Source organism: Pseudomonas sp. 2725 (assembly GCF_050434585.1).
GTDB lineage: Bacteria > Pseudomonadota > Gammaproteobacteria > Pseudomonadales > Pseudomonadaceae > Aquipseudomonas > Aquipseudomonas jessenii.
Genome location: NZ_JBNDIV010000006.1, coordinates 317,356 through 339,383, shown reverse-complemented (window position 1 = coordinate 339,383; position 22,028 = coordinate 317,356). Strand labels below are relative to the sequence as shown.

The window sequence follows — 22,028 nt, the reverse complement described above, 5'->3', positions numbered from 1 at the left end:
CTTATCTGGATGCATTCACCTGCGGTTTCCCCGGGTTTGCCCTGGCTTGCAGACTGACAAACAGCGGTTCGAGGATCGGCGCCACGAACCGCGCACCGACTTCCGAGAGGTGATTGTCATCGGTGTACAACGAGTAGCCGCCGCGTTCGGCGCGGCACAGGCCGCTGGCATCACACAGTCTTGGCGCCGGATCCACCACCTGTACCGCCGGGTCCTGCGCCAATTGTGCGAACAATTGACTGATGAATGCCTGGCGCTTGTGATGCTCTGCGAGCGCCAGCCCGACATCGTCGACCGGACGGGCCAGCATTGCCAGACGGGTGAGGCGATACGGTGGGCTGAAGGCCTGCAACGGCGCCTCTTTTACCAGCCAGACCCGATGCCCGCCGGCACGCAATTGCGCGACCCGGGTACGCAAGCCATCGGCCAGACGTTGTTCGGCAATTGCGCGATCGTAATGCCCGTCAGGGTTTTTCAGAACGTGGCCCAGATCACCTTTGGCATCGCCGTAGAGGTATAGGCTCCAGTGCGCAACCAGCACCACATCGCTGACAGCTTGCGGCTTCAGGGCTTGTTCAACACGTCGATTGAACCGCGCACAACGCGCATCGTGCTCCAGGCCTGCGACAGGCAAACAGCCGGCAGAACTGGCGAGCATCACATTGACGCCATGGGCCTTGGCACCCTCGTCGAAAACCGGAATCAACGCCGTGGCATGGCTATCGCCCCAGACAAGCGCTGGGGGCAGGCGGTTTTGCGCGCCATAACGGCAGAACAACTTGTCATCCGGCGTCTTGTCATCGGCCAGGCAGGCCATCAGCTCTGGCCGCCATTCGCGACCCTTGGCGTATTGCAGGGCCTGGTCAGACAGACGCCATGGCAAGCCGTCGGTCCATCGCAAGGCTTGTCCGGCCAGGCCGAGCACCAGGACGCCGCAGGCACCAGCGAGCAGAATCTGCCGGCGCCCGGCGAGCAGGCGACGCTCACGAAACGGGGTTTCGACGAATTTCCAGGACAGATAACCCAGCAACAGCGTCAGTAAAATCAACCCGACACTGTCGAAAACACTCGTTTCACCGACGCTGGCATAGCTGGAGAATACGAACACCGGCCAGTGCCACAGGTACCAGGAATATGAAATCAGACCGAGGCCGACCATTATCCGACTGCTCAAAAATTGACCAACCCAGGTTTCACGATGACCGTTGGCCAGAATCAGCAGCACCACACCCGGCACCGGCAGCAACGCCGCGACACCCGGGAATGGCGTGGCCTTGTCATAACCGAACACCGCCAAGAGGATCAGCAACATACCGAGCAGGCTCAGCCACTGCGCCGCCATCGGCTTGAGACGCCATGCAGACTTGGGCGCTACCGCCAGCATCGCACCGGCCAATAGCTCCCACGCACGCATAGGCAACAGGAAGAAAGCTTTTTCCGGATGATGGGCGACAGCCCACACGCTCAAACCAAAGGACAGCAGCAATACGCTGAACAGCGCCAGTCGCCAATGCTTGAGACGGCTCGACAGCAGTGTCAGCAGCAACGGGAAGACGATGTAAAACTGCTCCTCTACCGCCAGCGACCAGGTGTGCAGCAGGGGCTTGAGATCGGAGGCGACATCGAAATAGCCGTCCTGGCGCATGAACAGGATGTTGGAGACGAACATCACCTGGTAACGCACCGATCGCCCCAGCTCTTCGTAATCCTTCGGTGCCAGCAAAAACCAGCCGACCGCCAGCACCGCAATGATCATCGCGAACAACGCCGGCAAAATCCGCCGCGCACGCCGGGCCCAGAAATCGACGAAGCTGAATTGCCCGGCCTGGCGCTGACTCCAGATGATCGACGTGATCAGGTAACCGGAAATCACGAAAAACACGTCCACGCCGACAAAGCCGCCGGTAAACCCAGGAACGCCAAAGTGAAACAGCACGACGGCGATCACCGCCACTGCGCGCAAGCCGTCGATATCCCTTCGATAAGCCAGTGAGCTCATAAGCATTAAACCAGTCAGATCGTTATTTTCAGCGCGCTTGAGCATCGCCCCCGGAGATGACTGCAAACGCGGCTGGTTGAAGTGCTAACCAACTGACCTTGGCCAATCAAAAACCTCCCATGGCCCAGGCAAAAAAAAGGCGCCCCACCGGGGCGCCATTCTCTTGAACTCAACGGGCGATGTTACTTGCGCTTCATCGACAGGAAGAATTCGTCGTTGGTCTTGGTCGTTTTCAGCTTGTCGACCAGGAACTCGATGGCAGCAATTTCATCCATCGGGTGCAGCAGTTTGCGCAGAATCCACATGCGCTGCAGCTCGTCGTCGGCGGTCAGCAACTCTTCGCGGCGGGTGCCGGAACGGTTGATGTTGATGGCCGGGAACACGCGTTTTTCAGCGATGCGGCGATCCAGAGGCAGCTCCATGTTGCCGGTGCCTTTGAATTCCTCGTAGATCACTTCGTCCATCTTCGAACCGGTTTCAACCAGCGCGGTGGCGATGATGGTCAGCGAGCCGCCTTCTTCGATGTTCCGCGCGGCACCGAAGAAACGCTTCGGTTTCTCCAGGGCGTGGGCATCGACACCACCGGTCAGTACCTTGCCGGAGCTCGGGATCACGGTGTTGTAGGCGCGCGCCAGACGAGTGATGGAGTCGAGCAGGATCACCACGTCTTTCTTGTGCTCGACCAGGCGCTTGGCCTTCTCGATCACCATTTCGGCAACCTGCACGTGACGGGTTGGCGGCTCGTCGAACGTCGAGGCAACCACTTCACCGCGCACGGTGCGCTGCATTTCGGTTACTTCTTCCGGACGTTCGTCGATCAGCAGCACGATCAGGTGAACTTCAGGGTTGTTACGCGCGATGTTCGCGGCAATGTTCTGCAGCATGATCGTCTTGCCGGCTTTCGGCGGTGCAACGATCAGACCGCGCTGGCCTTTACCGATCGGGGCGCACAGGTCGATGACACGACCGGTCAAGTCTTCGGTGGAACCGTTACCGGCTTCCATCTTCATGCGCACGGTCGGGAACAGCGGGGTCAGGTTCTCGAAGAGAATCTTGTTCTTCGCGTTTTCCGGACGGTCGAAGTTGATCGTGTCGACCTTGAGCAGCGCGAAATAACGCTCGCCTTCCTTTGGAGGGCGGATCTTGCCAACGATGGTGTCACCGGTGCGCAAGTTGAAACGACGGATCTGGCTCGGCGAGACGTAGATATCGTCTGGACCTGCGAGATAGGAAGCGTCAGCGGAGCGCAGGAAGCCGAAGCCGTCCTGGAGAATCTCCAGCACGCCATCACCGGAGATTTCCTCACCGCTTTTCGCGTGCTTCTTGAGCAGGGAGAAAATCACGTCCTGCTTGCGCGAACGGGCCATATTTTCTATGCCCATCTGTTCGGCCAATTCGAGCAGTTCGGTAATCGGCTTTTGCTTGAGTTCAGTCAGATTCATATAGGAATGACGTAATCATTTATGGAGGGGGGAAATTAAGCTTTTGGCTTAATGAGGCCGCGCCGCAGAGAAGGCGACAGGATCGCGTACTTATTCGAAAAGGAGTGCGTCGGCGACGGCTAGCAGGGGGCAATGGAGAAACCAGTGCGGGGCCGAATGTACCACCTGAGTTTAGGAGCGTCTAGCCCTGAATACGCAAAAAGCCCCGCTATTTGCGGGGCTTTTTCAGGACACTTTGCAACGACGCTTAGATGTTGGCGTCGAGGAAGGCAGCCAGTTGCGACTTCGACAGTGCGCCGACCTTGGTCGCTTCAACGTTGCCGTTCTTGAACAGCATCAGGGTCGGGATACCGCGCACGCCGTGCTTGGCCGGGGTTTCCTGGTTTTCGTCGATGTTCAGCTTGGCAACGGTCAGCTTGCCTTTGTAAGTCTCGGCAATCTCGTCCAGAACCGGAGCGATCATTTTGCAAGGGCCGCACCATTCAGCCCAGTAGTCGACCAGTACAGCGCCTTCGGCCTTGAGTACGTCGGCCTCGAAGCTAGCGTCGCTAACGTGTTTGATAAGATCGCTGCTCATGGAATTCTCCAGGTTGTAAGCAAAAAAACGTGGCCCATCATAGCGGTCCTTCCCTCGTTCAGGAAGGTGCAGATGATTGAGTCTCGCTATGGTGATCCATGAGTTTGGGTATAGCTCAGGTCATGAAGTGGCGGGAGCGATGAACGCGATTCCGGTGCGCAACGCGGCGTTACGTACGTGCTCTTGCATGGCCTTTTGCGCGGCGCCAGACGCTCGGCGAGCCAGCGCACGAAGGATTTTGCGGTGTTCCTGCCAGGTTTCCATGGCCCGCTCGACCCGGATGAACGGTAGCTTCTGGCTTTCCAGGAAGATGTCGGCGCTGGCGGTCAGGATGCTCAGCATCGCCTGATTGCCGCTGGCCAGCAGGATGCGGCGGTGGAATTCGAAATCCAGGCGGGCCGCGGCTTCGAAGTCGCCGGACTTCAGCTCATTGCGCATGGCGGCGACATTGTCTTCCAGCGCATCGAGTTCGTCGGTGCTCAAGGTTACGGCCGCCAACCCCGCAGCAAAACCTTCCAGCGCATAGCGCAACTGAAAGATGTCCAACGGCGAAGCCTGCGCCGCGAACGGCCAGCCCGGCGCCGCATCGCCCCGCGGTAGCTCCACGGGCGATTGCACGAATACGCCTTTGCCCGGCTGGATACTGATGACCCCCAGCGCACTCAGCGATGACAACGCCTCGCGCAACGACGCCCGACTGACCCCCAATTGCACCGCCAGGTCCCGTTGCGAGGGCAAGGCATCCCCCGGCCCGAAGCCCTGTTCGGTAATCAGTTTGCGGATGGCTTGCAGCGCCACTTCAGGTACGGCGCGGGAGATCGAGTTCATGGTTTTCCAGACGAACCAGCCAATGTGCGCTCAGTTGTAAAGCTATTCGCGACGTCCGGCAAGTCGTGCCCCATGGGGGTTCGGAGATTTTCACGGCTGCGCCATCGGGGTGCGAAAAGCAACCTGACTGTTCAGACCAGTAAGACCGTGCGACGCCAGTAAAACCGTGCCCTGGCGCCCTCAAAACCCCATGTTGGCATGGCCCATGCTCTGTCGATCCGCAGAAATCACTTCTTGCCGATCCGGAGATTTGCCATGACCCAGCGTTACAGCGCCCTCCTCGCAGCCTTGTTCGCCAGCCTGATGCTGAGCCAGGCACCCGCCCACGCCGATGGTCTGGAGGATGTGGTCAAGCGCGGCGTCCTCAAGGTGGCCGTGCCCCAGGACTTCCCGCCATTCGGCTCGGTCGGCCCGGACATGAAACCCCGCGGCCTCGATATCGACACCGCGAAACTGCTGGCCGACCAGCTCAAGGTCAAACTCGAACTGACGCCGGTCAACAGCACCAACCGCATCCCGTTCCTCACCACCGGCAAGGTCGACCTGGTGATCTCCAGCCTCGGCAAGAACCCGGAGCGCGAAAAAGTCATCGACTTCTCCCGCGCCTACGCGCCGTTCTACCTTGCCGTGTTCGGTCCGCCAGACGCCGACATCAAGGGCCTGGACGATCTCAAGGGCAAGACCATCAGCGTCACCCGTGGTGCCATCGAAGATATCGAGCTGACCAAGGTCGCCCCCGAAGGCGTGACCATCAAGCGTTTCGAAGACAACAACTCGACCATTGCCGCGTACCTGGCCGGGCAAGTCGACCTGATCGCCAGCGGCAACGTGGTGATGGTCGCCATCAGCGAGAAGAGCCCGAAACGCGTGCCGGCGCTGAAAGTGAAGCTCAAGGACTCACCGGTCTACGTCGGCGTGAACAAGAACGAGTCGGCGCTGCTGGACAAGGTCAACCAGATTCTGGTGACCGCCAAGAGCGACGGCGCGCTGGAAAAGAACGCCCTGACCTGGCTGAAAGAACCGCTGCCGGCCGATCTCTGATTCGGCGCGCTGGAGACGTTTTATGGCTTATCAGTTCGATTTCCTGCCGGTGGTGAACAACACCGATCTGTTGCTGCGCGGTGCGTTGTTCACCCTTGAGCTGACCGCCATCGGCGCTGTGCTCGGCGTGGGGCTGGGCATCGTCGGGGCGCTGGTGCGGGCGTGGAACATCCGGCCTTTCGCGGGGATTTTCGCGGTCTACGTCGAGTTGATCCGCAACACGCCATTTCTGGTGCAGTTGTTTTTCATCTTCTTCGGCTTGCCGTCCCTGGGCGTGCAGATTTCCGAATGGCAGGCGGCGGTGCTGGCGATGGTCATCAACCTGGGCGCCTATTCCACCGAGATCATCCGCGCCGGCATCCAGGCGATCCCTCGGGGTCAGCTGGAAGCCGCAGCGGCACTGGCGATGACGCGCCTCGAAGCGTTCCGCCATGTGGTGCTGCTGCCAGCACTGGGCAAAGTCTGGCCAGCCCTGAGCAGCCAGATCATCATCGTGATGCTCGGCTCGGCGGTGTGTTCGCAAATCGCGACGGAGGAGCTGAGCTTCGCCGCCAACTTCATTCAGTCGCGCAACTTCCGCGCCTTTGAAACCTACGCCCTGACCACACTGCTGTACCTGTGCATGGCGCTGCTGATCCGTCAGTTGCTGAACTGGCTTGGCCACCGCTTCATCGCAAGGAGCAGCCGATGAGCGACTTCACTTTCTGGGACATCGTGCGCAACCTGCTCACGGGCCTGCAATGGACGCTGGCGCTGTCGCTGGTGGCGTTCATTGGCGGCGGACTGATTGGCTTGCTGATCATGGTCATGCGCATCTCGAAAAAATCCCTGCCGCGCAGTTTCGCCCGCACTTACATCGAACTGTTTCAGGGCACACCGCTATTGATGCAGCTGTTCCTGGTGTTTTTCGGCGTGGCGTTGGCCGGGATCGAGATTTCGCCGTGGATGGCCGCGGCGATTGCACTGACGTTGTTCACCAGTGCTTATCTGGCGGAGATCTGGCGCGGTTGCGTCGATTCGATTCCCAACGGTCAGTGGGAAGCCTCATCGAGCCTGGCGCTGAACCCGCTGGAACAATTGCGCCATGTGATCCTGCCCCAGGCCCTGCGCATCGCCGTGGCGCCGACAGTGGGGTTTTCGGTGCAAGTGGTCAAAGGCACCGCCGTCACCTCGATCATCGGCTTCACCGAGCTGACCAAGACCGGCGGCATGCTCGCCAACGCCACCTTCGAACCGTTCATGGTCTACGGCCTCGTCGCCCTCGGCTACTTCCTGCTCTGCTACCCCTTGTCGCTCAGTGCGCGATACCTGGAAAGGAGACTGCATGCCTCTGCTTAGAATTTCCGCCCTGCATAAATACTATGGCGATCACCATGTGCTCAAAGGCATCGACCTGAGCATCGAGGAAGGCCAGGTGGTGGCGATCATCGGCCGTAGTGGCTCGGGCAAGTCCACCTTGCTGCGCACCCTCAACGGCCTGGAGTCAATCAATGACGGTGTGATCGAAGTCGACGGCGAGTACCTCGACGCCGCCCGCGCCGACCTGCGCAGCCTGCGGCAGAAAGTCGGCATGGTGTTCCAACAGTTCAATCTGTTCCCGCACCTGACTGTGGGCGAAAACGTCATGCTCGCGCCGCAAGTGGTGCAAAAAGTGCCGAAAGCCAAGGCCGCCGAACTGGCGCGGCAGATGCTGGAAAGGGTCGGACTGGGGGAAAAGTTCGATGCCTTCCCTGATCGGCTGTCGGGCGGGCAGCAACAGCGGGTAGCGATTGCCCGGGCACTGGCGATGTCGCCGAAGGTTTTGCTATGTGACGAAATCACCTCGGCACTGGACCCGGAACTGGTCAACGAAGTGTTGAGCGTGGTCCGGCAACTGGCCAGGGAAGGCATGACGCTGATCATGGTCACCCACGAAATGCGCTTCGCCCGGGAGGTTGGGGATAAGTTGGTGTTCATGCACCAGGGCAAGGTGCATGAGGTTGGGGATCCGAAGATTCTGTTCGCGAATCCGCAGACGGCGGAGCTGGCGAATTTCATCGGGACGGTTGAGGCTGTGGGCTGACAGAGCTTCAGCACCAGCGAGACCGTCATCGCGAGCAAGCTCGCTCCCACAGAGGGCCTGCGTCGGTCGCGGGATTAGAGACACCCTGGAACCCTGTGGGAGCGAGCTTGCTCGCGATTGACCGCGAAGCGGTCACCGGTTTTCATGCACTGGATCAAGGCTTTGAACACTGCGCGTTGGCGCCAGCCTTTGATCGTGGCACGATGTCGAGGTTATCGACCGAGACCCCTGACCATGCCGCAATCCAAAGCCAAGAATCTGTCCCTGATCGCCGCAATCGACCTGGGCTCCAACAGTTTTCACATGGTCGTGGCCAAGGCCCAGAACGGCGAGATCCGTATTCTCGAGCGTCTCGGGGAGAAGGTTCAGCTGGCCGCCGGCATCGACGAAGAGCGCCACCTCAATGAAGAATCGATGCAACGCGGGCTCGATTGTCTCAAGCGTTTCGCCCAACTGATCAGCGGTATGCCCACCGGCGCCGTGCGAATCGTGGGCACCAACGCCTTGCGTGAAGCCCGCAACCGTGCCGAATTCATCCGTCGCGCCGAAGAAATTCTCGGCCACCCGGTGGAAGTCATTTCCGGTCGTGAAGAAGCGCGCCTGATCTATCTCGGCGTGTCCCACACCCTCGCCGACACCCCGGGCAAGCGCCTGGTGGCCGACATCGGTGGCGGCAGTACCGAGTTCATCATTGGCCAGCGCTTCGAACCGCTGCTGCGCGAAAGCCTGCAGATGGGTTGCGTCAGCTACACCCAGCGCTATTTCAAGGACGGCAAGATCACCCCGGCCCGTTACGCCCAGGCGTACACGGCAGCACGGCTGGAGATCATGAGCATCGAGCATGCCCTGCATCGCCTGACCTGGGATGAAGCCATCGGCTCCTCGGGCACCATCCGCGCCATCGGCCTGGCGCTGAAGGCTGGCGGCCACGGCACCGGTGAGGTCAACGCCGAGGGCCTGGCTTGGCTCAAGCGCAAACTGATCAAGCTGGGCGACGTCGAAAAAATCGATTTCGAAGGTATCAAGCCGGATCGCCGGGCGATCTTTCCGGCGGGCCTGGCGATCCTCGAAGCGATCTTCGACTCCCTGGAACTGCAACGCATGGATCACTGCGAAGGCGCCCTGCGCGAAGGCGTGCTCTATGACCTGCTGGGCCGCCATCATCACGAAGACGTGCGCGAACGCACCCTCACTTCGCTGATGGAACGCTACCACGTCGACCAGGAACAGGCGGTACGGGTCGAGCGCAAGGCGCTGCATGCGTTCGATCAGGTGGCCGAGGACTGGGACCTGGAAGACGGCGTCTGGCGCGAACTGCTCGGCTGGGCGGCCAAGGTTCATGAGGTGGGCCTGGACATCGCTCACTACCAGTACCACAAGCACGGCGCCTACCTGATCGAGCACTCGGACCTCGCCGGGTTCTCCCGCGAAGACCAGTTGATGCTCGCGCTGTTGGTACGCGGCCACCGACGCAACATTCCCAAGGACAAGTTCGCCGATTTCGGCGATGACGGCATCAAACTGATTCGCCTGTGCGTACTGCTGCGCTTTGCGATCCTGTTCCACCACATCCGTGGCACCCAGCAAATGCCCCAGGTGGAACTGAATGCCAATGGCAACAGCCTGGAAGTGGTGTTCCCGGAGAACTGGCTGGACGAAAACCAGCTGACCCAGGCCGACTTCGAAATCGAAGCGCAATGGCTGACCCGGGTCGACATTGTGTTGAGCGCTCGCTGAAATTGAAAAAAGGCCTTCTTCGGAAGGCCTTTTTTTGTCTGCGATTCTGCAAACGCCACTATCCCCTGTGGGAGCGAGCTTGCTCGCGATGGCGGATGGTCAATCAACACATCGTTGCCTGACACACCGTCATCGCGAGCAAGCTCGCTCCCACAGGTTGCAGTCGTTACCGAACAGCCAGGATCGGACTGCCCAAACGCTCCAGCAATGTCGCCTGGGCGCTGCGCGGGTTCTGGTTGCCGGTCGGAGTGTTACGGATGTAACGGCCGTCCGACTGCAGGCTCCAACTGTGGGTGTTATCGGTCAGATACAACTCCAGCTCTTTCTTGACCCGCATGATCAGCTTCTTGCCCTCCACCGGGAAGCAAGTCTCGACGCGCTTGTCGAGGTTGCGCTCCATCCAGTCGGCACTGGACAGGAACATCTGCTCGTCGCCACCGTTGAGGAAATAGAAGACCCGGGTGTGTTCCAGGAAGCGGCCGATGATCGAACGCACGTGGATGTTGTGGGAAACCCCGGCGATGCCCGGTCGCAGGCAGCACATGCCACGCACCACCAGATCGATGCGCACGCCCGACTGGCTGGCCTTGTACAGTGCGCGGATGATCTTCGGATCGGTCAGCGAGTTGAACTTGGCAATGATGTGCGCCGGTTTGCCATCGAGGGCGAACTGGGTTTCGCGGGCAATCATGTCGAGCATGCCCTTTTTCAGGGTGAACGGCGCATGCAGCAGTTTTTTCATGCGCAGCGTCTTACCCATGCCGATCAACTGACTGAACAGTTTGCCGACGTCTTCGCACAAGGCGTCGTCGGAGGTCAGCAGGCTGTAGTCGGTATACAGGCGGGCGTTGCCGGCGTGGTAGTTACCCGTACCGAGGTGCGCATAACGCACGATTTCACCCGCTTCGCGCCGCAAAATCAGCATCATCTTGGCGTGGGTCTTGAAGCCGACCACACCATAGATCACCACCGCACCGGCCGCTTGCAGACGGCTGGCCAGTTGCAGGTTGGACTCTTCGTCGAACCGTGCGCGCAGTTCGATCACCGCGGTGACCTCTTTGCCGTTACGCGCCGCATCCACCAGCGCATCGACGATTTCCGAGTTCGCACCGGAGCGGTACAGGGTCTGGCGCACAGCCAGCACGTGCGGGTCCTTGGCGGCCTGGCGCAGCAGGTCGACCACCGGAGTGAACGACTCAAACGGGTGCAGCAACAGGATGTCCTGCTTGCTGATCACGCTGAAAATGTTCTCGCTGTTCTGCAGCAGTTTTGGAATCTGCGGGGTGAACGGCAGATATTGCAGCTCGCGCTGGCTGTCCAGGCCGGTAATGCTGAACAGCCGCGTCAGGTTCACCGGACCGTTGACCTGATACAACTCCGTCTCGCTCAGGTTGAATTGCTTGAGCAGGTAGTCGGACAGGTGTTTCGGGCAGGTGTCGGCCACTTCCAGACGCACCGCATCGCCATAGCGACGGGAGAACAGTTCGCCGCGCAAGGCACGGGCCAGGTCTTCGACGTCTTCGGAGTCCAGCGCCAGGTCGGCGTTACGGGTCAGGCGGAACTGGTAGCAGCCCTTGACCTTCATCCCCTGGAACAGGTCATCGGCGTGGGCGTGGATCATCGACGACAGGAAGACATAGTTGTCGCCGGCGCCGCCGACTTCTTCCGGCACCTTGATGATGCGCGGCAACAGGCGTGGCGCCGGGATGATCGCCAGACCGGAATCGCGGCCAAAGGCGTCGATGCCTTCGAGCTCGACGATGAAGTTCAGGCTCTTGTTCACCAGCAACGGGAACGGGTGCGTCGGGTCGAGGCCGATCGGGGTGATGATCGGCGCGATCTCGTCACGGAAATAGCGACGGACCCAGGTCTTGAGCTTGGCCGTCCAGTTACGGCGACGGATGAAGCGGACCTGATGCTTTTCCAGTTCCGGCAACAGGATGTCGTTGAGGATCGCGTACTGGCGATCGACGTGACCATGGACCAGTTCGCTGATGCGGGCCAGGGCCTGATGCGGTTGCAGACCATCGGCGCCGGCCTGTTCACGGGCGAAGGTGATCTGCTTCTTGAGGCCGGCGACACGAATTTCGAAGAACTCGTCCAGGTTGCTGGAGAAGATCAACAGAAACTTCAGCCGCTCCAGCAATGGATAGGACTCGTCCAGCGCCTGCTCCAGCACGCGGATGTTGAACTGCAGTTGCGAGAGCTCGCGGTGGATGTACAGGCTGCTGTCATCCAGGCCGGGAATGGCCAGCGCTGGCGCCGGCGCTGTCACGGCGGTTTCGACGACCGCCGCGGGCGGAGCTGGCTCCAGCTCCGGCGGGGTCTCGTCGACTTGCTCCACCACAGGTTGAGCGTCTTTTACGGCAACTTCAGTGAGCACTTCGGTATTCATCGAATGTTCCTGGGAGGGCTATTTTTGCTCTCGTAACAATTGAGCGGCACGAACGGCGAAGTACGTCAGGATGCCATCAGCCCCTGCACGTTTGAAAGCGGTCAGGGACTCGAGGATAACCCCTTCGCCCAACCAGCCATTCTGGATCGCCGCCATGTGCATGGCGTATTCGCCGCTGACCTGATAAACAAAAGTCGGCACTTTGAATTCTTCTTTTACCCGGCACAGGATGTCCAGGTACGGCATGCCTGGCTTGACCATGACCATGTCTGCACCTTCTGACAAGTCCGCCGCCACTTCGTGCAGGGCTTCGTTGCTGTTGGCCGGGTCCATCTGATAGGAGGCCTTGTTGGCCTTGCCCAGATTCAGCGCCGAACCGACCGCATCACGGAACGGGCCGTAATAGGCACTGGCGTACTTGGCCGAGTAGGCCATGATCCGCACATTGACGTGACCGGCCACTTCGAGAGCTTCGCGGATCGCCTGGATGCGACCGTCCATCATGTCCGATGGAGCCACGACCTGAGCGCCGGCTTCAGCGTGGGACAGGGCTTGCCTGACCAGTGCGTCGACGGTGATGTCGTTCTGCACGTAGCCTTCTTCATCAAGAATGCCGTCCTGGCCGTGGGTGGTGAACGGGTCCAGGGCAACGTCGGTGATCACGCCCAGCTCAGGGAATTGCGCACGCAGCGCACGGGTTGCGCGCTGGGCGATGCCTTGCGGGTTCCACGCTTCGGCGGCGTCCAGGGACTTGAGTTCCGCTGGCGTCACCGGGAACAGTGCCAGCGCCGGTATCCCCAGTTCGACCCACTTGGCCGCCTCTTCCAGCAACAAATCGATGGTCAGGCGTTCGACACCCGGCATCGAAGCCACCGCTTCGCGACGGTTTTCACCGTCCAGTACGAACACCGGCAGGATCAGGTCATCGACGGTCAGGACGTTTTCACGGACCAGACGACGCGAGAAGTCGTCACGACGATTGCGGCGCAGGCGGGTTGCTGGGAACAAACGGTTGGCGGGGGTAAAGCTCACGGCAGACTCCTGAGCCCGCAGGCGTGCGAGCGTGACAGTTATAAGCGGCCATTATGACGAACGTATTACAGTTGTGTGCACCCCTGTGACAGGTAGCCGCATTCCATTGTCGTTGTAGGAAATGTTCACGTCGAGACACATTTGGACACTTTCCTGAATGTGTCCGAAGGGTTAGGCTGCGCGTTCATTTCGCCAGCACCCAGACAATGCTCCAACAATTTCTGCATGACTTCGGCTATTTTGCCCTTTTTCTAGGCACGTTCTTCGAAGGCGAAACCATCCTGGTACTCGCGGGCTTCCTCGCGTTCCGCGGATACATGGACATCAACCTGGTGGTGGTCGTGGCCTTCTTCGGCAGCTATGCCGGCGACCAACTGTGGTATTTCCTGGGACGCAAACACGGCCGCAAACTGCTGGCGCGCAAACCCCGCTGGCAAATGATGGGTGACCGGGCGCTGGAACACATTCGCAAGCATCCGGACATCTGGGTATTGAGCTTCCGCTTCGTCTACGGTTTGCGCACGGTCATGCCGGTGGCCATCGGGCTGTCGGGCTATCCGCCGGGCCGTTACCTGCTGCTCAACGGCATTGGCGCAGCGATCTGGGCCACAGCCCTGGCGGCCGCCGCGTACCATTTCGGCGCGGTGCTCGAAGGCATGCTCGGCAGTGTGAAGAAGTATGAACTCTGGGTGCTCGGTGCGCTGCTGGTCCTGGGCTTCGTGCTGTGGCTGCGTCGGCGCTTCAAGAATGCCCGCCTGGCCAAGCAGGTCTACGCCGACGAACAAGCCCTGAAGGCCGAACGAACCAAAGCCGAAGGCCCTACTACGCCAGCCGAGTGATGCGGTTTCTGCAACAGTAGAGACCGATACCGCTCAACAGACTGTAACTGAACAGGCCGACCCAGCCCACAGCGCTGGCCGGCCACAGCCCCACCATCGGGGCCAGCCATACCAATGGCAGATTCGACGTCAGCCGCAGCAGCTCCAGCTTCAACGCCCACGGGCGATTCTCCAGAGCCACGCCCAGCACAAACAGACCGAACGCCACCGCTCCCCAGCCCAACACCAGGGCGACGACGGGCAGCTTCGGTTCAAGATTCATCAAGTAACTGCCCAGCGCGATATAGACGCAGAACTGCAGGAGGACGTAGAGCTGCTGACGCCCGTCCAGCGCCACCTCGAATTTGCGAAACTGGCTCAGGTCCGGCTTGTTCATCGGGTATCTGGCAGCCACCTCCGCCGGGCGCCAGCCGGTGCGCATGAACCAGATCCGCAGCTTGTCCCAGGTGCTTTCGGCACGACGCGCATCTGCCCACAACTGCGCGTAGAACTGCACGTTCGCCCACACGGGGTTCCAGCTCGCCAGTGGCGTGGTCACGCCGAAAATCACCGGCTCGTTGTCGTCTTCTTCCTGGAACGAGCCGAACAGACGGTCCCAAATAATGAACACGCCGCCGTAGTTGCGATCCATGTAGAGAGCGTTCTGTGCATGGTGAGCCCGATGATTGGACGGCGTGACAAAGAACCATTCGAACCAGCCAAGCTTGGGAATGTGCCGCGTGTGCACCCAGAACTGGTACAGCAGGTTCAGCGCCGCGACGCTGACGAACACCAGCAGCGGCACGCCGGACACCGCCATCGGCAGATAGAAGATCCAGCCCAGCAGGAAGCCGGTACTGGTCTGGCGCAAGGCCGTGGACAGGTTGTAGTCCTCGCTCTGGTGATGCACCGAATGGGCGGCCCAGAGGATGTTGCGCTCGTGACCCATGCGATGCAGCCAGTAGTAGCAGAAATCGTAGAAGACAAAGGCAAACACCCAGGTCCAGATGCTGTCGGCCGACAACTCGAACAACGCCAAGTGCTTGAGGGCAAAGGCGTAGGTCACCAGCCCCACCCCCTTGGTCAACAGACCCGTAGTGGTCGACAGCACGCCGGTGCTGATGCTGTTGATCGCGTCTGCCACCCGATAATTGCTCACCCCGCGCCAACGGTCGGCCAACAGCTCGGCGGCGATCAGCACAAAGAAAAACGGCACCGCATACAGAATGAAGTCCATGACGCGCCCTGATCGGAATCTTGAGGACAGATGCTATGTGCAGCCGTGAATTAACCCTATGGCAACGCGGGACAAATTAGTGGACATTTAACGCCATGAATCTGGAGAAAAGCCCATGAGCAAAAAAGTTGCAGTGATCCTTTCCGGTTGTGGCGTGTACGACGGCGCCGAGCTCCACGAGAGCGTCATCACCCTGCTGCGCCTGGACCAGCGCGGGGCCCAGGTGCAGTGTTTCGCACCTGACATCGCGCAGTTGCATGTGATCAACCACCTGACCGGCGAAGAAATGCCCGAATCGCGCAACGTGCTGGTGGAGTCGGCGCGGATTGCCCGGGGCAACATCAAGGATATCCGAGACGCGAACGTCGATGAGTTCGATGCACTGATCGTGCCCGGAGGCTTCGGCTCGGCGAAGAACCTGTCCAGCTTCGCCATCGAAGGCGCCGCCTGCACCGTTCAACCGGATGTGCTGGCACTGACCGAAGCCTTTGCCGAGGCCGGCAAACCGGTGGGGTTGATGTGCATCTCCCCTGCCCTGGCGGCAAAGATCTACGGCCCTGGCGTCACCTGCACCATAGGCAACGACACCGACACGGCAGCTGCGATGAACAAGATGGGCGCGACCCATACCGATTGCGCGGTCAGTGACATCGTCGAGGACAAGGCACGCAAACTGGTGAGCACACCGGCTTACATGCTGGCGCAATCGATCAGTGAAGCGGCTTCAGGCATCAATAAACTGGTAGACCGGGTACTGGAACTGACCCACGAAAACGACGCCTGACACCCTCCAAAACTGTGGGAGCGAGCTTGCTCGCGATGGGGCCAGCACATTCAACATCGATGTTGTCTGTAAGTCCGCTATCGCGAGCAAGCTCGCTCCCACAGGGTTCGCCACTGGTCTTAAGAACTGCGTGCCAAACGTGTGAGAATCCGGTCCAGCGCATTGGCAAACGCCTGCTTCTCACGGTCGCCAAACGGCGCTGGCCCTCCGCCCATTTGCCCTTGTTCGCGCAAATCGGTGAACAGGTTGCGAACCGCCAGCCGCTCGCCCATGTTCTGCGCATCAAACTCCTTGCCCCGTGGGTCGAGCGCTGCCACGCCCTTCTTCACCAGACGATCGGCCAGCGGCACATCGCTGCAGATCACCAGCTCACCAGGCACCGCGTGTTCCACCAGGTAGTCATCGGCCGCATCCGGGCCGCTCGGCACCACGATCAGCTTGACCAGTGCCAGCCCCGGTTTGGTCTGCGGCTGCCCGGCCACCAGCACCACTTCGAACTGGCGCTTGAGAGCGAACTTCACCACCAGATCCTTGGCTGCCCGAGGACAGGCGTCGGCATCGATCCACACACGCATTGAATTTTCCTCTGTTGAAAAGCATCGCGGGCAAAGCGAATGCCGTTTAAGAAACCTGCACCCGCTGCCTCTCAACCACCCGGCTACGACCGTACAACACGACAATCGAAATGATCGCCACAGCCTGGGCGCTCAACGAATAGGCATCGGCATGGATCCCCAGCCATTCAAAGTCAAAGAACGGCACCGGCCGCGTACCGAAGATCCCGGCTTCCTGCAGCGCTTTCACGCCATGCCCGGCAAACACCACCGACAAGGCGCACAAAAGACCGGCGTTGATGCTGAAGAACAACGCCAGCGGCAACTTCGCCGAACCGCGCAAAATCACCCAGGCCAGGCCGATCAGCAACACCAGCGCCGTGGCCCCACCGGCCAGCACCGCGTTGTGCCCCGCGGGACCTGCCTGCAACCACAGGGTTTCGTAGAACAGGATCACTTCGAACAGTTCGCGATACACCGAGAAGAACGCCAGGGTCGCAAAACCGAAACGCCCGCCACCGCCCACCAGGCTGGTCTTGATGTAATCCTGCCAGGCCGCGGCGTGACGACGGTCATGCATCCACACGCCCAGCCACAGCACCATGACGCTGGCAAACAACGCCGTCGCACCTTCCAGCAATTCGCGTTGGGAACCGCTGACATCAATCACATAGGCTGCCAGCGCCCAGGTGCCCAGCCCCGCCACAAACGCCAGGCCCCAGCCGACGTTAACGCTGCGCACCGCCGCCTGTTGATCCGTGTTACGCAGGAAAGCAAGGATCGCCGCCAGCACCAGAATCGCTTCCAGACCTTCGCGCAGCAGAATCAGCAGGCCGGAAATGTAACTCAGCGACCAGCTCAAACCCTCGTTGCCCAACAGGCCGGCCGATGCCTTCAACTTGTCCTTGGCCACGTCCAGGCGCTGCTCGACCTCGCTCACCGGCAAGCCGTCCTGCAACGACTGACGGTAGGCCATCAGGGATTTTTCAGTGTCTTTACGCACGTTGGCGTCAATGTTATCCAGCGAGCTCTCAACCAGCTCGAAGCCTTCCAGATACGCCGCTACCGATAAGTCATAAGCCTGATCATGCTCACCGGCACGATACGCCGCGATGCTCTTGTCCAAAGTGGCCGCGGTGTAGTCGAGCAGTTGCGCCGGACCACGCTTGACCTGCGGCGGTTGCGCTCGCTGGGCACGGAAGGTCGCGGCGGCTTGCAGGCCTTCGACAGCCTGTACTTCGGCCGGGGTCTGACGAGCGAGGTCGGCGATGTTGTAGGTCTTTTCAGCCTTGGCCGTCGCCGGGTCGACACTGAAGCTGGCGATATAGGTGGCCAGGTCCCAACGCTGACGATCATCCAGTTGATCGGCAAAGGCCGGCATGTCAGTCTCTTCGACCCCCAGGCCCAGGGTGCTGTAGACCGCGTAGAGGCTCAGTCGGTCCAGTCGTGTGGTATCACGCAGATTGGATGGCGGCGGCGTCATGCCGACACCTGCCGGGCCGTCGCCGGCCCCTGTATCGCCATGGCAGACCGAGCAATGCTGAGCGTACAGCGGCGCACCACGCACCGGGTCCGGCGTAATGACCGGGGCCTGGCTGACTTCATAGGCCACGGCCAGCTTCGCACCCAGTTGCCGGGCCTGGCGCGCGACGTCGGCACCGTCCTGATGGGCGTCAATGGAATTTCCCAGCGCGGCCAGGCTTTGCTCCAGAGCGGCTTTTTCCGGCTTGGCCGGCATGGCTGCAATCAGATTTCCCAGCGTCTTGACCGAGTCTTGCTGCACGCGAAATCCGGCCTGGTCCGTGATGCTGCCCGCCTGCACCGTGTCCGGGTAATCCGCGCCGATGTAATCGAGCAAGTGCAGCGCCTGCGGCGCACCTTCGGCGGGAGCGGCCAGTAGCTGAAAACTGCACGCAGCCAACAGCGGCAGCAACAGCCAGGCCAGGAAACGGGAGGGGGCAATCATGAATGAATCTCAATTGGAAATACGAAGTTACATATTGTTAACGCCAGACGGGTTTCGCTCAAGCTTTGTTGATATCTCTTCGTAATTGCATCAGTTTCGAGAGCGGCTCCTCCAAACAAAAAAGGCGACCTCCAGGGTCGCCTTTTTTTATATCGCCGTTTTACACAGCAGCTTTGCGCAACGTCGCCATGAACGCCGCCGCCCCGATGAACAGCCCGGCAAAGGTCCGGTTCATGCGCTTTTGCTGTTTCGGTGTGCGCAACAGACGCAGCACTTTGGACGCCAGACCGGTGTAGCCGGCCATGACGATCAGGTCGACGCAAACCATGGTCACACCGATTATCAGATACTGAATCAGCAGTGGCGCATGGGGGTCGATGAACTGCGGCAACACCGCCAGCATGAACACCAGCGCCTTGGGGTTGCTGATGTTCACCAGAAAACCACGGAACACCAAGGCCATCGGCTTGCCGATCTGGCGCAGCGCCGCGTCATCGCTCATATCGCTGGGCAGCGCACGCCATTGCTTGATCGCGAGGTAAACCAGATACGCCACGCCAAACCATTTGATGGCGTAGAAGGCCGTGGCCGACGCCGTGAGAATGGCGCCGACACCGGCGCCGACGATGGCGATCTGCAAAGCCAGGCCCAGTTGCAGGCCCAGGGCGTTCCAGTAGCCGCGCCAGAAACCGTATTGCAAGCCGCTGGACATCGACGCAATGGCGCCGGCACCGGGGGACAGGCTGATCACCCAGCAGGCGGCAAAAAACGCCAGCCATGTTTGAAGCTCCATTGCACACCTCGACTCAGACTCGTGACAGATGTCTAAGCTAATGCGGCTTTGATTGGATGACTACCGATTTTTTGTAGGACATGACGACTGCTGACTTGAGGCCCCCATCGCGAGCAAGCTCGCTCCCACAGAGAAGTCTCTGGTGCTCACAAGATTTGTGCTCACTGAAGATCGACTGTGGGAGCGAGCTTGCTCGCGATGGCGATATGTCAGGCGACAAAAAACTTACTTTTCAAACCCGCTGGAAGGAAACACATCCGTCCCGCGCCAGCGCCGTACCGAACGCTGGAAGAACAAACTGTTGGGCACCTGCACCATGGCGCTGCCAGTGCCGACTTCTTCGGCCTCGATCAGCGTGGTGTAAAGAAGATTGATCGCCACTACCCGGCCTTTGACGCCGGGCTTGTCGGTGGTGTCCACCAACTCGACCACGTCACCTATGCGAAACGGGCCGACGGTAAAGATCAGGATCGCGCACAGCAGGTTCGAGAGCACGCTCCACATGGCGAAAAACGCCACCGCCGCGACTGCGACGAATCCGGACAACGCGGTCCAGAGCACCGTGGCCGAAACACCGAGGCGCTCCAGCACGAAAATCAATGCACTGCCCATGATGAGCCAGCGCAGGCCACCGCGCAGCGGCATCAGCAACTGCGGCGGAAACGGGTAGCGCTCGCCGAGACGGGTCAGGCATTTGGCGACGAAACGCTGGGCGATGTATCCGGCCAGCAGGATCAGCAGGATTTGCACGCCGAGCCAGATCGGCTCGACCCACACCGCCGGCAGCGGCAGCTTGAAGGCGTCCATCAGGACAGCTCCTCCAGCTCCGCCTGCATGTTTTCCAGCAACTCCAGGGCTTCCATCCAGGCTTCTTCCAGCTCCGCCTCACGCACCTTCAGCTTGGCCTGTTCGGCCAGCAGATCCCGCAATTCGTTCTTGCGCGCCGGCTCGTAGATGTCGCTGTCGCCGAGGCTGGCGTCGATCTTCGCCAGCTTTTCGTGGAGCTTGCCGAGTTCGGCTTCAAGCTTGTCAGCTTCGCGTTTGTGCGGCGCCAGTTGCTGACGCAACGCAGCAGCGGCCTGACGCTGGGCTTTCTTGTCGGTCTTGTCCGGGTTGACCGGCGTGTTGCTGACCGGGGCGTTGCGCTGGCGATACTCCACCAGCCAGCGGGTGTAGTCCTCCAGGTCGCCGTCGAATTCCTCGACCTTGCCGTCCGCCACCAGATAGAAATTGTCGGTGGTGCTTTTGAGCAAGTGGCGATCGTGAGAGACCACCAATACCGCACCACTGAATTCCTGCAGGGCCATGGTCAGCGCCAGACGCATTTCCAGGTCCAGGTGGTTGGTCGGTTCGTCGAGCAGCAACAGGTTCGGTCGGTCCCAGGCGATCAAGGCCAACGCCAGGCGCGCCTTTTCGCCACCGGAGAAATTCAGTACCGGCTCGTCGATTCGCGCACCACGGAAGTCGAACCCGCCGAGGAAGTCGCGCAGGGTCTGCTCACGCTCGGTCGGTGCCAGGCGTTGCAGGTGCAGCAACGGGCTGGCCTTGGAGTCCAGCGAATCCAGCTGATGCTGGGCGAAGTAACCGACAACGGTGTTCTCGCCACGGGTCAAGCGGCCGGCCAATGGCGAGAGTTCACCGGCAAGGTTCTTGATCAGGGTCGATTTACCGGCGCCATTCGGGCCGAGCAGACCGATTCGCGCACCCGGGGTCAGTTGCAGCTTGACCTTCTCCAGCACGGCCTTGTCGCCGTAACCCAGGCGGGCATCGGACAGGTCGATCAGCGGGCTGGAAATCTTCTGCGATTCACGGAAGACAAAGTCGAATGGCGAGTCGACGTGGGCAGCGGTCAGCTCTTCCATCCGCTCCAGTGCCTTGATCCGGCTCTGGGCCTGGCGGGCCTTGGTTGCCTGGGCCTTGAAGCGGGCGATGTAGCTTTCCATGTGTGCACGTTGCACCTGCTGCTTCTCGTACGCCTGCTGTTGCTGGGCCAGGCGTTCGGCACGGGCACGCTCGAAAGCGCTGTAGCCACCGCGGTACAGGGTGATCTTGCGCTGATCGACGTGGGCCACGTGGTCGACCACGGCATCGAGGAAGTCCCGGTCGTGGGAAATCAGCATCAAGGTGCCGGGATAACTCTTGAGCCACTCTTCGAGCCAGATGATGGCGTCGAGGTCCAGGTGGTTGGTCGGTTCGTCGAGCAGCAGCAGGTCCGATGGGCACATCAAGGCCTGCGCCAGGTTCAGGCGCATCCGCCAGCCACCGGAGAAATCCCCGACCTGGCGATCCATCTGCTCGTTGGTGAATCCAAGCCCGGCCAGCAGCTTGCGCGCCCGGGCATCGGCGGTGTAACCGTCGGCGCTGTCGAGTTCCGAGTGCAGTCGGGCCTGAGCGGCACCGTCATGGGCCGCTTCGGCTGCCGCCAGGTCGCGTTGCACCTGGCGCAGGCGCAGGTCGCCATCGAGCACGTAGTCGACCGCCAGGCGTTCGAGGGTGTCGACCTCCTGGCGCATGTGGGCGATACGCCAGTCGGCCGGCAGGAAGCAATCACCCGAGTCCGGGTGCAGCTCACCCCGAAGCAAGGCGAACAGGCTCGATTTGCCAGCGCCGTTGGCACCGATGAGGCCGGCTTTCTGGCCGGCGTGCAGGGTCAGCTCGGCGTCTTCTAGCAGACGTTGCGGGCCACGCTGTAAAGTCAGGTTCTGAAGTCGAATCATAATGGCGGCGGAGTCTACCAGCTTCGCTCGCAACTGGCGCGAGTAG

At 60.6% G+C, this 22,028-nt stretch carries 19 protein-coding genes; 7 read left to right on the top strand and 12 right to left on the bottom strand.

The window, feature by feature from the left end:
* Position 1 precedes the first annotated feature (1 nt).
* From ABIE16_RS19295 to ABIE16_RS19280, 4 genes are all read right to left on the bottom strand, one after another.
* A complete protein-coding gene (locus ABIE16_RS19295) occupies positions 2 to 1,999 on the bottom strand; it encodes an acyltransferase family protein (protein WP_429521745.1) in 1,998 nt (665 codons plus the stop codon).
* 182 nt (positions 2,000 to 2,181) lie between these two features.
* Complete coding sequence (gene rho / locus ABIE16_RS19290; protein WP_057712815.1) at positions 2,182 to 3,441, bottom strand: transcription termination factor Rho; 1,260 nt, start codon at positions 3,439 to 3,441, stop codon at positions 2,182 to 2,184.
* A gap of 247 nt (positions 3,442 to 3,688) precedes the next feature.
* Entirely contained in the window at positions 3,689 to 4,018 is a 330-nt protein-coding gene (gene trxA / locus ABIE16_RS19285; RefSeq protein ID WP_003206727.1) for a thioredoxin TrxA, read from the bottom strand.
* Between the two features lie 120 nt (positions 4,019 to 4,138).
* Positions 4,139 to 4,846: a FadR/GntR family transcriptional regulator gene (locus ABIE16_RS19280; RefSeq protein ID WP_154909838.1), complete on the bottom strand. Its 708-nt coding sequence runs from the start codon at positions 4,844 to 4,846 to the stop codon at positions 4,139 to 4,141.
* A gap of 255 nt (positions 4,847 to 5,101) precedes the next feature.
* Between ABIE16_RS19280 and ABIE16_RS19275 the strand changes: the two genes are divergently transcribed.
* The 5 genes from ABIE16_RS19275 (at position 5,102) to ppx (ending at position 9,686) form a co-directional block, all read left to right on the top strand.
* The gene (locus tag ABIE16_RS19275) at positions 5,102 to 5,887 is read left to right on the top strand and encodes a transporter substrate-binding domain-containing protein (RefSeq protein WP_057712813.1); all 786 of its coding nucleotides are present in this window, start codon (positions 5,102 to 5,104) and stop codon (positions 5,885 to 5,887) included.
* 22 nt (positions 5,888 to 5,909) lie between these two features.
* A complete protein-coding gene (locus ABIE16_RS19270; protein ID WP_429521744.1) occupies positions 5,910 to 6,578 on the top strand; it encodes an amino acid ABC transporter permease in 669 nt (222 codons plus the stop codon).
* Entirely contained in the window at positions 6,575 to 7,225 is a 651-nt protein-coding gene (locus ABIE16_RS19265; protein WP_057712811.1) for an amino acid ABC transporter permease, read from the top strand. The genes ABIE16_RS19270 and ABIE16_RS19265 overlap by 4 nt, the downstream gene beginning before the upstream one ends.
* Entirely contained in the window at positions 7,212 to 7,949 is a 738-nt protein-coding gene (locus tag ABIE16_RS19260; RefSeq protein ID WP_090452085.1) for an amino acid ABC transporter ATP-binding protein, read from the top strand. The genes ABIE16_RS19265 and ABIE16_RS19260 overlap by 14 nt, the downstream gene beginning before the upstream one ends.
* A gap of 234 nt (positions 7,950 to 8,183) precedes the next feature.
* Positions 8,184 to 9,686, top strand: coding sequence for an exopolyphosphatase (ppx, locus tag ABIE16_RS19255; RefSeq protein ID WP_429521743.1), 1,503 nt, complete (start codon positions 8,184 to 8,186; stop codon positions 9,684 to 9,686).
* Positions 9,687 to 9,852: 166 nt separating this feature from the next.
* On the opposite strand, the gene ppk1 is transcribed toward ppx, so the two are convergent.
* Together ppk1 and hemB are read right to left on the bottom strand one after the other, a co-directional pair.
* The gene (ppk1, locus tag ABIE16_RS19250) at positions 9,853 to 12,081 is read right to left on the bottom strand and encodes a polyphosphate kinase 1 (protein WP_150813728.1); all 2,229 of its coding nucleotides are present in this window, start codon (positions 12,079 to 12,081) and stop codon (positions 9,853 to 9,855) included.
* An 18-nt stretch (positions 12,082 to 12,099) separates the two neighbouring features.
* Positions 12,100 to 13,113, bottom strand: coding sequence for a porphobilinogen synthase (gene hemB, locus ABIE16_RS19245; protein ID WP_102669342.1), 1,014 nt, complete (start codon positions 13,111 to 13,113; stop codon positions 12,100 to 12,102).
* Between the two features lie 206 nt (positions 13,114 to 13,319).
* On the opposite strand from hemB, the gene ABIE16_RS19240 reads away from it, so the two are divergent.
* Complete coding sequence (locus ABIE16_RS19240; protein ID WP_057712806.1) at positions 13,320 to 13,952, top strand: DedA family protein; 633 nt, start codon at positions 13,320 to 13,322, stop codon at positions 13,950 to 13,952.
* Here the strand turns inward: ABIE16_RS19240 and ABIE16_RS19235 are convergent.
* Complete coding sequence (locus ABIE16_RS19235; RefSeq protein WP_429521742.1) at positions 13,936 to 15,168, bottom strand: sterol desaturase family protein; 1,233 nt, start codon at positions 15,166 to 15,168, stop codon at positions 13,936 to 13,938. The genes ABIE16_RS19240 and ABIE16_RS19235 overlap by 17 nt on opposite strands.
* A gap of 115 nt (positions 15,169 to 15,283) precedes the next feature.
* Here ABIE16_RS19235 and elbB point away from each other — a divergent pair, with 115 nt between their 5' ends.
* Positions 15,284 to 15,952 (top strand): isoprenoid biosynthesis glyoxalase ElbB, encoded by a 669-nt coding sequence (gene elbB / locus ABIE16_RS19230; protein ID WP_057712804.1) that lies wholly within the window; start codon positions 15,284 to 15,286, stop codon positions 15,950 to 15,952.
* A 119-nt stretch (positions 15,953 to 16,071) separates the two neighbouring features.
* Here the strand turns inward: elbB and ABIE16_RS19225 are convergent, their stop codons facing one another.
* The 5 genes from ABIE16_RS19225 to ABIE16_RS19205 form a co-directional block, all read right to left on the bottom strand.
* On the bottom strand, positions 16,072 to 16,527 hold the full coding sequence (locus tag ABIE16_RS19225) for a YaiI/YqxD family protein (protein WP_090452091.1): 456 nt from the start codon (positions 16,525 to 16,527) through the stop codon (positions 16,072 to 16,074).
* Between the two features lie 46 nt (positions 16,528 to 16,573).
* Positions 16,574 to 18,472 carry an FTR1 family protein gene (locus tag ABIE16_RS19220; RefSeq protein WP_429521741.1) on the bottom strand — a complete coding sequence of 633 codons (1,899 nt, stop codon included), beginning with the start codon at positions 18,470 to 18,472 and terminating at the stop codon, positions 16,574 to 16,576.
* A gap of 160 nt (positions 18,473 to 18,632) precedes the next feature.
* A complete protein-coding gene (gene rhtB, locus ABIE16_RS19215; RefSeq protein ID WP_057712801.1) occupies positions 18,633 to 19,265 on the bottom strand; it encodes a homoserine/homoserine lactone efflux protein in 633 nt (210 codons plus the stop codon).
* Positions 19,266 to 19,490: 225 nt separating this feature from the next.
* Entirely contained in the window at positions 19,491 to 20,072 is a 582-nt protein-coding gene (locus ABIE16_RS19210; protein WP_057712800.1) for a mechanosensitive ion channel family protein, read from the bottom strand.
* Positions 20,072 to 21,982, bottom strand: coding sequence for an ATP-binding cassette domain-containing protein (locus ABIE16_RS19205; protein ID WP_090452095.1), 1,911 nt, complete (start codon positions 21,980 to 21,982; stop codon positions 20,072 to 20,074). The genes ABIE16_RS19210 and ABIE16_RS19205 overlap by 1 nt, the downstream gene beginning before the upstream one ends.
* Between the last annotated feature and the right edge of the window lie 46 nt (positions 21,983 to 22,028).